The sequence below is a fragment of the Luteimonas sp. 8-5 genome, from assembly GCF_029763755.1.
GTDB lineage: Bacteria > Pseudomonadota > Gammaproteobacteria > Xanthomonadales > Xanthomonadaceae > Cognatiluteimonas.
Genome location: NZ_JARUVM010000081.1, coordinates 1 through 12,091 on the forward strand (window position 1 = coordinate 1; position 12,091 = coordinate 12,091).

Annotated in this window: 18 protein-coding genes; 13 read left to right on the forward strand and 5 right to left on the reverse strand. The window is 69.6% G+C overall.

Translation table 11 applies throughout. The features are described 5' to 3' along the window. The 11 genes from QAA18_RS09210 to QAA18_RS09260 all read left to right on the forward strand — a co-directional run. A partial coding sequence (locus QAA18_RS09210; protein ID WP_279412636.1) for an SURF1 family cytochrome oxidase biogenesis protein occupies window positions 1-265 on the forward strand: 265 nt, incomplete at its 5' end. Next, the gene (locus QAA18_RS09215) at window positions 262-849 is read left to right on the forward strand and encodes a hypothetical protein (protein WP_279412637.1); all 588 of its coding nucleotides are present in this window, start codon (window positions 262-264) and stop codon (window positions 847-849) included. The genes QAA18_RS09210 and QAA18_RS09215, both read left to right, overlap by 4 nt. Continuing rightward, window positions 849-2,066: a COX15/CtaA family protein gene (locus QAA18_RS09220; RefSeq protein ID WP_279412638.1), complete on the forward strand. Its 1,218-nt coding sequence runs from the start codon at window positions 849-851 to the stop codon at window positions 2,064-2,066. Before QAA18_RS09215 ends, QAA18_RS09220 begins: the two co-directional genes overlap by 1 nt. A 1-nt stretch (window position 2,067) precedes the next feature. Next, window positions 2,068-2,994, forward strand: a complete 927-nt coding sequence (cyoE, locus tag QAA18_RS09225) for a heme o synthase (protein ID WP_279412639.1) — start codon at window positions 2,068-2,070, stop codon at window positions 2,992-2,994. Between the two features lie 40 nt (window positions 2,995-3,034). After that, window positions 3,035-3,358, forward strand: a complete 324-nt coding sequence (locus QAA18_RS09230) for a hypothetical protein (protein WP_279412640.1) — start codon at window positions 3,035-3,037, stop codon at window positions 3,356-3,358. Continuing rightward, on the forward strand, window positions 3,355-3,693 hold the full coding sequence (locus tag QAA18_RS09235; protein ID WP_279412641.1) for a zinc ribbon domain-containing protein YjdM: 339 nt from the start codon (window positions 3,355-3,357) through the stop codon (window positions 3,691-3,693). The genes QAA18_RS09230 and QAA18_RS09235 overlap by 4 nt, the downstream gene beginning before the upstream one ends. 13 nt (window positions 3,694-3,706) lie before the next feature. Beyond that, window positions 3,707-4,063 carry a hypothetical protein gene (locus tag QAA18_RS09240; protein WP_279412642.1) on the forward strand — a complete coding sequence of 119 codons (357 nt, stop codon included), beginning with the start codon at window positions 3,707-3,709 and terminating at the stop codon, window positions 4,061-4,063. Window positions 4,064-4,397: 334 nt separating this feature from the next. After that, on the forward strand, window positions 4,398-4,718 hold the full coding sequence (gene sugE, locus QAA18_RS09245; protein ID WP_279412643.1) for a quaternary ammonium compound efflux SMR transporter SugE: 321 nt from the start codon (window positions 4,398-4,400) through the stop codon (window positions 4,716-4,718). Beyond that, window positions 4,718-5,071 (forward strand): hypothetical protein, encoded by a 354-nt coding sequence (locus QAA18_RS09250; protein WP_279412644.1) that lies wholly within the window; start codon window positions 4,718-4,720, stop codon window positions 5,069-5,071. Before sugE ends, QAA18_RS09250 begins: the two co-directional genes overlap by 1 nt. A 53-nt stretch (window positions 5,072-5,124) precedes the next feature. Continuing rightward, window positions 5,125-6,903: a chloride channel protein gene (locus QAA18_RS09255; protein WP_279412645.1), complete on the forward strand. Its 1,779-nt coding sequence runs from the start codon at window positions 5,125-5,127 to the stop codon at window positions 6,901-6,903. A 10-nt stretch (window positions 6,904-6,913) separates the two neighbouring features. Then, on the forward strand, window positions 6,914-7,414 hold the full coding sequence (locus QAA18_RS09260; RefSeq protein ID WP_279412646.1) for a cupin domain-containing protein: 501 nt from the start codon (window positions 6,914-6,916) through the stop codon (window positions 7,412-7,414). On the opposite strand, the gene dnaG is transcribed toward QAA18_RS09260, so the two are convergent. The 5 genes from dnaG to rpsU form a co-directional block, all read right to left on the reverse strand. Next, window positions 7,411-9,141, reverse strand: a complete 1,731-nt coding sequence (gene dnaG / locus QAA18_RS09265) for a DNA primase (RefSeq protein ID WP_279412647.1) — start codon at window positions 9,139-9,141, stop codon at window positions 7,411-7,413. The genes QAA18_RS09260 and dnaG overlap by 4 nt on opposite strands. 3 nt (window positions 9,142-9,144) lie before the next feature. Continuing rightward, on the reverse strand, window positions 9,145-9,471 hold the full coding sequence (locus QAA18_RS09270) for a type II toxin-antitoxin system RelE/ParE family toxin (protein ID WP_279412648.1): 327 nt from the start codon (window positions 9,469-9,471) through the stop codon (window positions 9,145-9,147). Further along, window positions 9,464-9,739, reverse strand: coding sequence for a type II toxin-antitoxin system Phd/YefM family antitoxin (locus QAA18_RS09275; protein ID WP_279412649.1), 276 nt, complete (start codon window positions 9,737-9,739; stop codon window positions 9,464-9,466). Before QAA18_RS09275 ends, QAA18_RS09270 begins: the two co-directional genes overlap by 8 nt. Window positions 9,740-9,834: 95 nt before the next feature. Continuing rightward, entirely contained in the window at window positions 9,835-10,230 is a 396-nt protein-coding gene (locus QAA18_RS09280) for a GatB/YqeY domain-containing protein (protein WP_279412650.1), read from the reverse strand. A gap of 127 nt (window positions 10,231-10,357) precedes the next feature. Beyond that, window positions 10,358-10,573, reverse strand: a complete 216-nt coding sequence (rpsU, locus tag QAA18_RS09285) for a 30S ribosomal protein S21 (RefSeq protein WP_056134345.1) — start codon at window positions 10,571-10,573, stop codon at window positions 10,358-10,360. Window positions 10,574-10,671: 98 nt separating this feature from the next. Between rpsU and tsaD the strand changes: the two genes are divergently transcribed. After that, window positions 10,672-11,697 (forward strand): tRNA (adenosine(37)-N6)-threonylcarbamoyltransferase complex transferase subunit TsaD, encoded by a 1,026-nt coding sequence (gene tsaD / locus QAA18_RS09290; protein ID WP_279412651.1) that lies wholly within the window; start codon window positions 10,672-10,674, stop codon window positions 11,695-11,697. Window positions 11,698-11,706: 9 nt separating this feature from the next. Next, on the forward strand, window positions 11,707-12,091 hold a 385-nt coding region (folB, locus tag QAA18_RS09295; RefSeq protein ID WP_279412652.1), incomplete at its 3' end, for a dihydroneopterin aldolase.

The window sequence follows — 12,091 nt, forward strand, 5'->3', positions numbered from 1 at the left end:
CACCCTGCTCGCCATCGCCCTGCGCCCGGATGCGCTGGCCGCGCAGCTTGGCCTGGCGGCGCTGTCGCCGCGCGTGCTCAAGCTCGATCCGGCGCAGTCGCTGCCCGCCGACGGTCCGGCCTACGCCCGCGACCTCGACATCCTGCCCAACACGCTCCCCCCCGATCGCCACCTCGGCTATGCCGTGCAGTGGTTCGGCCTCGCGCTCGCGGTGCTAGTGACCGCGCTGGTCGTCACCTTCCGCAAATCGTCCCGAACGCCATGACCGAAATCGAACGCCGCCGCCGCAACCGCAAGATGTTGCTCGCGATCTTCGCCCTGTTCTTCGGCAGCATGCTGCTGGCCGGGTTGTTGCGTTTCTCCGGCTGGCGCCCCGAGGGCACCAAGAGCCACGGCGAATTGCTGGAGCCGCCGGTGGACCTGCGCGAGGCGCGGCTGGCGCTGCTCGCCGGCGGCGAATACGCCTGGAATCCCGGCGAGCGCCAATGGCGCCTGGCCGTGGCACCGCCGGCCGACTGCGCTGCGGCCTGCGACGACGTCGCCCGCGACCTGGACGTCATATGGCGCACGCTGGGCCATCGCGCGGACAAGGTCGACGTGCTGTGGCTGTGCGCGCAGACCGATTGCAGCGTGCCGTCGCCGCTGCGCGAGGACCGCTCCCTGCGCGTGCTGCGGCCGGACATGGCGGTGCGTGCCCGGCTGCCGGGCGTCGACGCCGGCGCTGCCACGCCGACCGGCGTGCCTGTCTACGTGATCGATCCGCACGGCTTCGTTATCCTGCGTTACGCGCCCGGCGCCGATGCCGCCGGCATCCGTGCTGACCTGGGCAAGCTGCTGAAGCTGATCTGATGACGATTGATTCCTCGAAGGTGAAACCGCGCCCCATCGTGTTCCGCTTGCCCGGGCAGGGACCAGCCGTGTATCGCCACTTCCATCGCATCGCCTGGCTGGCCTGCGCGTTGGCGCTGGGCGTGATCGTGTTCGGCGCGTTCGTGCGCCTGTCCAACGCCGGCCTGAGCTGCCCGGACTGGCCGACCTGCTACGGGCGGGCCGCATGGCCGTCGGCGGCCACCGAGGTCAGCGACCACGCCGCAAGCGCGATCCGTCCGTTCGACGACACGCGTGCCTGGCGCGAGCAGGTGCACCGCATGCTCGCCGGCACCCTCGGCGTGCTGGTGCTGGTGCTTGCGCTGCTGGCGTCGCGGCGGCAGCGCCTGGGCATCGCCCAGGTGCTCGTTTCGGCGGCGCTGGTCGCGATCTCGATTCCGCTGTACATGCGCGGCATGCACGCGGCGGCCGCGGTGCTCGCAGCCATCGGTGAACTGATCCTGCTGGCCGCGGCGCTGCGCTGGTGGCGCGGCGCCGAGGGCAACGGCGTCGGCCACGCCTTGCCGCCCATCGCCGCGCTGCTGCTGGCGGTGATCGTGTTCCAGGCCCTGCTCGGCATGTGGACCGTGACCTGGCTGCTCAAGCCGATCGTGGTGATGGGCCACCTGCTCGGCGGCCTGGCCACGTTCGCGCTGCTGGCCTGGCTGGCGTGGCGCGCCACCGAGCGCCCGATCCGCGTGCCCGACGCGCGCCTGTGGCGCATCCTGGCCGGCATCGGCCTGGCGTTGCTGGTGGTGCAGATCGCGCTGGGCGGCTGGACCAGCGCCAACTACGCGGCGCTCTCCTGCGGCACGGATTTCCCCAAGTGCGTCGGCCAGTGGTGGCCGCCGCACGACTTCGGCGAAGGCTTCGTGCTCTGGCGCGGCATCGGCGTCGACTACGAAGGCGGCGTGCTCGACGGCGCGGCGCGCATCGCGATCCACATGTCGCACCGGATGATGGCGGTGGTGGTGTTCGCCTACCTGCTCTGGTTTGCCGTGCGCCTGCTGCGTTCGCCCGGCCTGCGCGGGCAGGGCGGCTTGCTTGCCGTGCTGCTGCTGGCCCAGGTGTCGCTGGGCATCGCCAACGTCAAGCTGGCGCTGCCGTTGCCGGTGGCGGTGATGCACAACGCCGGCGCCGCCCTGCTGCTGTTCGTGCTGGTCAGCCTGCTGGCGCGGCTGCGCGCGCGGGAGCACTGACTTGGAGGTCCTGCGCCAGTACTGGAGCCTGACCAAGCCGCGTGTCGTGGCGCTGATCGTGTTCACCGCGCTGGTCGGCAGCCTGATGGCGGTCGACGGCGTGCCGGACGCGACGCAGGCGCGCAACGCCGCGCTCGGGTTCCTCGGCATCTGGCTGGCAGCGTCCAGTGCGGCAGCGATCAACCAGCTGCTCGATTCGCGCATCGACGCGAAGATGGCGCGCACCTCGTGGCGGCCGATCGTGGTCGGCCAGATCACCCCGGCGCGTGCGCTGGTGTTCGCGCTGGTGCTGGCCGCCGCGTCGATGGCCCTCTTGTGGTCGTGGGTCAATCCGCTGACGGCGATGCTCACCTTCGCCTCGCTGATCGGCTACGCGGTGGTCTATACGGTGTTCCTGAAGCGTGCCACGCCGCAGAACATCGTCATCGGCGGCATCGCCGGCGCGGCGCCGCCGCTGCTGGGCTGGGCCGCGGTGACCGGCATGCAGGGCCGCTGGGACTGGGCGCACGCGCTGCTTCTGGTGCTGATCATCTTCGTGTGGACGCCGCCGCACTTCTGGGCGCTGGCGATCTTCCGCCGCGCCGACTACGCACGCGCCATGGTGCCGATGCTGCCGGTGACCCACGGCGTGGAGTACACGCGCTGGCAGATCCTGCTGTACACGCTGCTGCTGGTGGCCGTGACCATCCTGCCCTATGCCATCGACATGAGCGGCCTGTTCTACCTGGGCGGCGCGCTGGTGCTGGGCGCGATGTTCCTGTGGCACGCATACCGCCTGCTGGACCCGCCGGACGAGTTCTATGCGATGCGGGTGTTCAACTATTCCATCGTCTACCTGATGGCCCTGTTCGCGTTCCTGCTGGTCGACCACTGGCTGTTGCCATACCTGCAGCCTGCGCCCGCCCTGGAGTTCGTGCCGGAGGTATGATTGCGCAGGCCCGGTCGGGCGCGCATCCACAGGGGGATCCATGAGTTTTGCAGGCATTGCGGCCAGTGCGGGCACCACGATTTCGGGTATCGAGGAACTGCTGCGCCATGGCAGCGGCAGCCCCGGGCTGGCCGCGACGATCGGCGCCACCCCGGCGTCCATCACCAGCTTCATCAATGGCCAAGTGTCGGCCGACATCGCCGCCGCGCTCGGGGCAACGCCCGGCGCCGCGCAGGAACTCCGGCACCGCATCGGGCGCGAAGGCGCCATCGGCCTGGTCATCGGCCTGGCCTGCGGAATCGGGGGACGCCAGCCGCCGGTGAAGCGCGAGGCGCCGGCAACACAGGAGAACGTCGAACAATGAGCGGTTTGCCCCCATGCCCGGCCTGCGGTTCCGACCTCACCTACGAGGACGGCGCCATGCTGGTGTGCCCCGAATGCGCGCACGAGTGGGCGCCAGGCGACGCGACGGGCGGCGGCGAAACCCGCGTGCATCGCGACGCGGTCGGCAACATCCTTGCCGACGGGGACTCGGTCACCGTGATCAAGGACCTCAAGGTCAAGGGCGCCGGTTCGGCGTTGAAGGCCGGCACCAAGGTCCGCAACATCCGCCTGGTCGACGAGGACCACGACATCGACTGCAGGATCGACGGCTTCGGGCCGATGAAGCTGAAGTCCGAATTCGTGAGGAAGGCGTAATGGAAACGATTACATGCTTGACAAGCCGGGGTGGCGGCAAGACGCTGCAATTGCTCAGGAAGAGCGAATCAAAAGGATTGTCGATATGAAAGTTCGTGCCAAGCGTTGGTTGTTGATCGGAACCCTCCTGGTTTCGGCCCTGGTGATCGGTGCGGCTCTGGCTTCCCGCTATCAGCCCAATGTGATTGTCAGGACCTTTTACTCGGACCCGGCTAAGACACAGTGGGCTGGCCACGCGATGCTGACCTGCCCTTCCTCTAATGGCGGTGGATGGGAGCTCCTGGACGGGGTCACGACAACCCATTACACCGACCAACTCGGTCCGGAATGCCCCACCGGTCCCGGATACGAGTGCCCGCTCTGCTTCTAGGACATCTTCCGGCAGGGTAGACCATCCGACCCCGCTCCGGCGGGGTCTTCTGCGTGTCGGCGGCAGATTTCCGGTTGCATCCGGATTGTGGATGGGGCGACTATTCCGCTGACATGAACCATTACTTGCTAGCGTCGTTCGGCGCGTACTACTTCGCTGGGCGTCGGCAAGCATGGAATGCGCAGCCACATCTTCGAACTGTTGCCCACGGAGCCCACCCGGGCGGATCCCGAGCGTGCGAGGCGATGTTCGTCGGACACATGGCCAACATGGTCCGCCGAGGAGGGCAAGCTGGAGTTTGCAATCGCCAGCGAGCCGTTGTGAGGACGCAGGAATGAACTGGGTGATCCTGGTGCTGGCCGGCCTGTTCGAGATCGGCTGGGCGATCGGGTTGAAGTACACCGATGGCTTCACCCGCCTGTGGCCGACGGTCGGCACCGTGCTGGCGATGGCGATCAGCCTCGGCCTGCTCGGGATCGCGATGAAGTCGCTGCCGGTGGGAACGGCCTATGCCGTCTGGGTCGGCGTGGGCGCGGTGGGTACCGCGATCCTGGGCATCGTGCTGCTGGGCGAACCGGCCAATGCCGGACGCATGGTCAGCCTGGGACTGATCGTCGCCGGCATCATCGGGCTGAAGCTGGCGTCGCCGGGCTGATGGCCGGGCGCGACACCAAGGGCATTTCGCCGTTGTGGCTCGCGGCCGGTGCGGGCGCCGCGCTCTGGATCGCCGGCACCCTCATGGCGGGCGGGCGCGAAGCCTGGGACGCGCCGACCTACATGCTGCTGATCTATCCGCTCAGCCTGGTGGTTGCAGGCCTGCTGGCCCATCGCCATCCCGACCAGGCGGCCGGAATCGCGTTCGCGCTGTTCGCGGGGCAGATGGCGGTGCTGTTCGTGCTCAATCCGGGTGGCGGCATGTTGCCGCTGGGCGTGATCGTGTTCTTCGTGATGTCGTTGCCTGCGGTGCTGGTCGCGACGCTGGTCGCGCGGCGGAAGCGCAAGGCGTGAAGGAAAGGCTGCCGGTTGCGCCCGCGCTGGGCGCGAGCTTGGAAGCGGCGCGGATGCCGCAACGGTCCAGCCTGGTCGAACCGCGGGTGCTGTTGCTGTGCCTGGTGGCGGTGGTGCTGGGCGTATGCGCGGCCTTCATCGCCCAGCTGCTGGTCTCGCTGATTTCGCTGGTGACCAACGCGGCGTTCTTCGGGCGCTGGTCGACGCAGGACGCGTCGCCGGCGGCGCACCAGCTCGGAGCGTGGGTCATTGTCGTGCCGGTGGTCGGCGGCCTGGTCGTCGGCCTGATGGCGCGCTGGGGTTCGCGCGCCATCCGTGGCCACGGCATTCCCGAAGCGATGGAGCAGGTGCTGCTCAACGAGTCGAAGATCCCCGCGCGGATCACCTTCCTGAAGCCGGTGTCGTCGGCCGTTGCGATCGGCACCGGCGGGCCGTTCGGCGCGGAAGGACCGATCATCGCCACCGGTGGCGCGCTGGGTTCCTTCCTCGGGCAGTTGCTGCACGTCACCGGCGACGAGCGCAAGGTGCTGCTCGCCGCCGGCGCCGCCGGGGGCATGACCGCGATCTTCGGTTCGCCCGTGGCCGCGGTGATCCTGACCGTCGAACTGCTGCTGTTCGAATTGCGGCCGCGTTCGCTGATCCCGGTGGCGATGGCCGTCGTCGCTGCTGCCGGCGTGCGCTACGCGACCGTCGGTACCGAGCCGGTATTCGCGATGCCCTACGTGGACGAACCGGGGCTGGTCGCACTGGCCTGCTACGTCCTGCTAGGGGCGGCCATCGGCCTGGTCAGCGTTGGCGTCACCCGTGCGGTGTATGCCATCGAGGACGCGTTCGCGAAGCTGCCGGTGCACTGGATGTGGTGGCCGGCGATCGGCGGCGTCGTGGTCGGCGTGGTCGGCTACTTCGCGCCACTGACGCTGGGCGTGGGCTACACCAACATCGAAGACATCGTCGCCGGCCACTTCGCCGTCGGCGCGCTGGCGTTCCTGTGCGTGATGAAGTTCATTTCCTGGTCGATCGCGCTGGGCAGCGGCACCTCGGGCGGCACGCTGGCGCCGTTGTTCACGATCGGCGGCGCGCTCGGCGCGCTGGCCGGATTCGGAATGGTGGCGATCGCACCCGGGCTCGGCATCGATCCGCGCATCGCCGGCCTGGTGGGCATGGCGGCGATCTTCGCCGGTGCCTCGCGCGCGCTGCTGACTTCGGTGGTGTTCGCGTTCGAGACCACGCAACAGGCGCATGGCCTGCTGCCGCTGCTGGGCGGCTGCGCCGCGGCCTACCTGGTGTCGGCACTGGCCATGCGCAACACCATCATGACCGAGAAGATCGCGCGCCGCGGCGTGCGGGTGCCCACCGAGTACGCGGCCGACTACCTCGAACAGGTGCTGGTGCGCGACGCGGCCACGCGCGACGTGGTGTCGCTGCGCACCTCGGACGAACTCGGCGAGGTGCGGCGGCTGCTGGCCTCCGGCCGCACGGAATACCAGCACCAGGGCTTCCCGGTGGTCGACGATGCGGGCGTCGTGCGCGGCGTGGTCACGCGGCGCGGCCTGCTCGACCCGGCCGAGCCCAACATCCGCCGCATCGGCGACATGCGCCTGCGCCCGCCGGTGGTCGTGCACGAACACCATTCGTTGCGCGAGGCGGCCGACCACATGGTCGCCGAGGACATCGGCCGCCTGGTCGTCGTCGGCGTCGATGCGCCGCATCCGCTGGTGGGCATCCTCACCCGCGGCGACATCCTGTCGGCGCACCGCAAGCGGCTGAAGGGTGCGCGCGAGGGCGGGCGGCATATCCGCATCCGCGAGGCGATCAGGCGCTACACGGGTTGAGGAGATGGCGATGCACGGCGACGCGGGGCATGAACGGATCGCCTGGCTGGTGCAGGCGCTGGGCCTGCAGCCGCATCCGGAGGGCGGGCACTACCGGCGCATCCATGCGTCCAGGCTGCGGGTTTCGCCGGAAGACGGCCGCGGTGCGCGCCCGGCGCTGACGGCGATCCACTATCTGCTGGGCCCGGGCGAATGCAGCCGCTGGCATCGCGTGGCATCGGACGAGGCCTGGCATTACATCGAGGGCGCGCCGCTGGCGCTGTTCGATGCCGATCCGGGGTTCGAGCAGGTGGAGATGCGTTCGCTGGGCCCGTTCGCGCCCGGCGCCGAACCCCTGCGCGTGGTGCCGCACGGCCGCTGGCAGGCGGCGCGCTCGACCGGCGCCTACACGCTGGTGGCGTGCACGGTGGGACCGGGCTTCGACTTCGCCGATTTCGAGATGTTGCGCGACCGACCCGATGAGGCCGCCTTCGTGCGTACCCTCGGGGGCGACGCCGCGGCGCTGGTCTAGCGCGCGAGGTTGGCCAGCAGGGCGCGCATTTCTTCCTTGTCGCGCGTGTCCAGCCCGCCTTCGCGCTGCTTGGCCTGCAGTTCGTCGATGCGCTGCTGCAAAGTCTGCTTTTCCAGCTGGGCCATGGCGTCGACGAACTCGGCGCGCCAGCTGGCTTCCTCGCCCGGCAGCGATTGCATCGCGAGCTTTTGCAGGGCGGCACCCTCCTCGCGCTCGGCGAAGATCTCCAGGATCGCGCCGGTGCGGATGTCCGGGCGTTCGCGCACCAGCGCCACCAGTTCGGCCAGCAGGCCGACTCCGGGCTGGCGCAGCATGGCGAAGGTGTAGGGCGGCTCCAGGGCGAGCGCCAGCGGCGGGTGCTGCAAGAGCAGGCCGATCGCGCTGCGCACCAGGCTGCGCTTCGGCGCCGGCGTGCCGCGGCCACCGCCATGCGTGCGCTGCGCCGGCACGTGGGTGTCGGGCGTGCTGGCGCGTGCGCCCAGCCCGGTGAGTTCGGTGAGGCGCTGCTTCATCAGGTCGCCGAAGGCGCCGTCGGGGATCTGTGCCAGGAACGGCTTGCAGCGTTCGGCCAGGCGTGCCTTGCCGTCGAGCGTGCCCAGGTTCACGTCGGCGGTGAGCTGGGCATAGAAGAACTCCGACAGCGGCGTGGCTTCGCGCAGGCGCGCGTCGAAACCTTCGGCGCCGTCCTTGCGCACGATGCTGTCCGGATCCTCGCCATCGGGCAGGAACAGGAAGAACGCCTGGCGGCCGTCCTTCATCCGCGGCAGCACCGACTCCAGCGCCTTCCACGCGGCGGCACGGCCGGCGCGGTCGCCATCGAAGCAGAAGTACACGTCGGGCGCGTTGCGGAACAGCAGCTCGGCGTGGTCGGGCGTGGTCGCGGTGCCGAGCGTGGCCACTGCCTGGGTCACGCCGTACTGCGCCAGCGCGACCACGTCCATGTAGCCCTCGACGACCACCAGGCGTTCCAGCTTCGCGTTCGCCTGCCGCGCCTGCCAGAGGCCGTACAGCTCGCGGCCCTTGTGGAACAGCGCGGTCTCGGGCGAGTTGAGGTACTTGGGGCTGTCTTCAGGGTCGATGACGCGGCCGCCGAAGGCGATCGTGCGGCCGCGGCGGTCGTGGATCGGGAACATCAGCCGGTCGCGGAACTTGTCGTAGATCGCGCCCTTGTCGTTCTTCGAGAACAGCCCCGCGCGCTCGAGCAGCTGCATGCGCCGCTCGTCGGTGCCCAGCGCGTCGCGCAGCCCGCCGAAGCCGTCCGGCGCATAGCCGATCGCGTAGCGTTCGACGATCGCCGGGTCGATGTTGCGGCGTTCGACGTAGGCGCGCGCCTTGTCGCTGCCGGCAAGCTGCCTGCGGAAGAACTGCGCGGCCGCCTCGAGCGCTGCATAGAGGTCGCGGGTGCCGCTGTCCTCGTTGCGCTGGCGGGTGTCGCGCGGCACTTCCATGCCCACGCGCCTGGCCAGCTCGTCGACCGCGTCGAGGAACTCGAGGCGGTCGAAGTTCATCAGGAACGAGATCGCGGTGCCGTGCGCGCCGCAACCGAAGCAGTGGTAGAACTGCTTGGTCGGCGACACGGTGAACGACGCCGAACGCTCGTCGTGGAACGGGCAGCGGGCCGCGTATTCCTTGCCCTGGCGCTTGAGCGGCACGCGCGTGCCGACGACTTCGACGATGTCGGTGCGCGCCAGCAGGTCGTCGATGAAGGCGTCGGGGATCCTTGCCATGGCTCAGGACCTCACCAGGCGTTCCAGCAGCAGCGCCTGCAGGTCACGGTGCGAGTCGAGGACCGCCAGGACCAGCACCCGCTTGCCTTCGACGCGGTAGATGATGCGCCACGGCCGCTCGACCAGCTCGCGATAATGCAGGACCCCGACCTCGCGCAGCTCCTGCACCACGCGCCCACGCGCGGACTGCGATTCCAGCGCGCCCGCGCGGCGTTCGATCCTGTCCAGGACACGCGTTGCCGCAGCCGGGTCGTCGGCGGCGATGTAGTCGATCAACGCCTCCAGGTCGCCAAGCGCCGTGCGTGTCCACGCCACGACGCGTTCAGCCACCGCGTTGCGCCAGCTTGCTGCGCACGGAAGCGAACGCCTCGACCTGCGGGACGGCACGGCCTTCGCGGATATCCGCTTCGCCCTGTGCCATCAGCTTCAGCATCGCCAGGCTGTCCTGTTGGCGCCGGAAGCTTTCGTAGCTTTGCACCACCGCGCTGCCGCGCCCGTTCTGGGTCAGGACGACCGCATTGCGGTCTTCCTGCAGCTGCTTGAGCCACTGGCTGGCATCGGACTTGAAGTCGCTGAGGCTGATGACGGACTCGGCCATGGCACGCTCCTGCGGTCTGAATTCGGTCCGATTATAGTCGCCAATCAACCGGCCAGGCGCTGCTTCACCAGTTTGCTCACCAGCCCCATGTCCGCCTAGCCGGCCAGGGCCGGCTTGAGCATGCCCATCAGCTTGCCCATGTCGGCCGGGCCGCTGGCCCCGGTGTCGCGGATCGCCGCATCGATGGCATCGACCAGCTCGGCCTCGCCCATTTTCGCCGGCAGGTAGTGTTCGATCACCGCCATCTCGGCATGTTCGACCGCCGACAGGTCCTCGCGGCCGGCGGCGTCGTACTGGCTGATCGAGTCGCGGCGCTGCTTGACCATCTTCTCCAGCACGGCCAGCACCTGGGCGTCGTCGAGCTCGATGCGCTCGTCGACTTCCTTCTGCTTGATCGCCGCATTGATCAGGCGGATCACGCCCAGGCGGATCTTGTCGCCGGACTTCATGGCGGACTTCATGTCGTCGATGAGTTGCTGCTTGAGGGGCATGGGCGGGGACCTGGGACAGGGGACAGGGGACAGGTGGAGCAAGAGCGGAAAAGCGAAAAGGCCGGCTACGCTGCGCGTGCCGGCCTTCGGGATGCCGTGGGATTCGCGACCCGGGGGCCGCGGAACCTCAGTACAGGCGCTGGCGCTTGGTGACGTCGCGCGAGCTGCGGCGAGCCTGGCGCTTCACCGCGGCAGCGGCCTTGCGCTTGCGCTCCTGGGTCGGCTTCTCGTAGAACTCGCGCTTGCGGGTCTCGGCCAGCACGCCGGCCTTCTCGCAGGTGCGCTTGAAGCGACGCAGGGCAAACTCGAAAGGCTCGTTTTCGCGGACTTTGACGCTCGGCATACGGATTCTCTGGAGTGGCACGGGTGCCCGGGCTGCCGGGCGAGCCGCGTATGATACCGGGTGCCTCCATATCGGCGCAACCACGGCCCCCGCTCCCTGTGAAAGTCCTCGGCATCGAAACCTCCTGCGACGAGACCGGCGTGGCCGTCTACGACACTGCCAGGCCCGGCCCGGAGGGCCTGCTGGCGCATGCCCTGTACAGCCAGGTGGCCCTGCACGCCGAGTACGGCGGGGTAGTACCCGAGCTTGCCAGCCGCGACCACGTGCGCAAGCTGCTGCCGCTGGTGCGCCAGACCCTGGCCGAGGCGGGCCTGTCGACCGCGGACCTGGACGGCGTGGCCTATACCGCCGGGCCCGGGCTGGTCGGAGCGCTGCTGGTCGGCGCCGGGGTAGCGCGCTCGCTGGCCTGGGCGCTGGAGATCCCGGCCGTGGCCGTGCACCACATGGAAGGCCACCTGCTGGCGCCGCTGCTCGAAGACCCGGAGCTGGCGCCGCCGTTCGTGGCGCTGCTGGTCTCCGGCGGCCACACCCAGCTGGTGGCGGTCGAGGCGCTGGGCCAGTACCGGCTGCTGGGCGAGACCCTGGACGATGCCGCCGGCGAGGCCTTCGACAAGACCGCCAAGATGATGGGCCTGCCGTATCCCGGCGGCCCGGAACTGGCGCGGCTGGCCGAATCGGGGACGCCCGGCGCCTATCGGTTCTCGCGGCCGATGACCGACCGCCCCGGCCTGGATTTCAGTTTCAGCGGGCTCAAGACCCAGGTCCTGCTGGCCTGGCAGGGGAGCGACCGCTCGCAGCAGACCCGCGCCGACATCGCCCGCGGCTTCGAGGACGCGGTGGTCGAGACCCTGGCCATCAAGTGCGGCCGGGCGCTGGACGCGGCCGGCTGCGACACCCTGGTGGTCGCCGGCGGGGTCGGCGCCAACAAGCGCCTGCGCGCACGGCTGGAGGCCATGGCCGCCGAACGCGGCGGCAGGGTGCGTTTCCCGCGGCCGGCGCTGTGCACCGACAACGGCGCGATGATCGCCTTCGCCGGCGCGCTACGCCTGGCCGCCGGCCAGCGCGAGGCGGCCGCCGTGCAGGTCGCGCCGCGTTGGGACATGGCAAGCCTTCCGGCGTTGTAACCTGCACGAATGGACAAGGTATTCATCGAAGGCCTCGAGATCGAGGCGTTGATCGGCATCTACGACTGGGAACGGCGGATCCGCCAGCCGCTGGTCTTCGACCTCGAAATGGCCTTCGACAACCGCGGCCCCGCGGCGAGCGACGCCATCTCCGACACCCTCGACTACAAGGCGGTGAGCAAGCGCCTGATCGAGTTCGTGTCGGCTTCGTCCTTCCAGCTCGTCGAATCGCTCGCCGAGCAGTGCGCGCTGCTGGTGTTGCGCGAGTTCGGCGTCGAATGGCTGCGGCTGAAGCTGCGCAAGCCCGGCGCCGTGCGCGGTGCGCGCGCGGTCGGCGTGGAGATCGAGCGCACCCGCGCCGATGCCGAGGCCGATGCCGCTGGCGCCACCATCG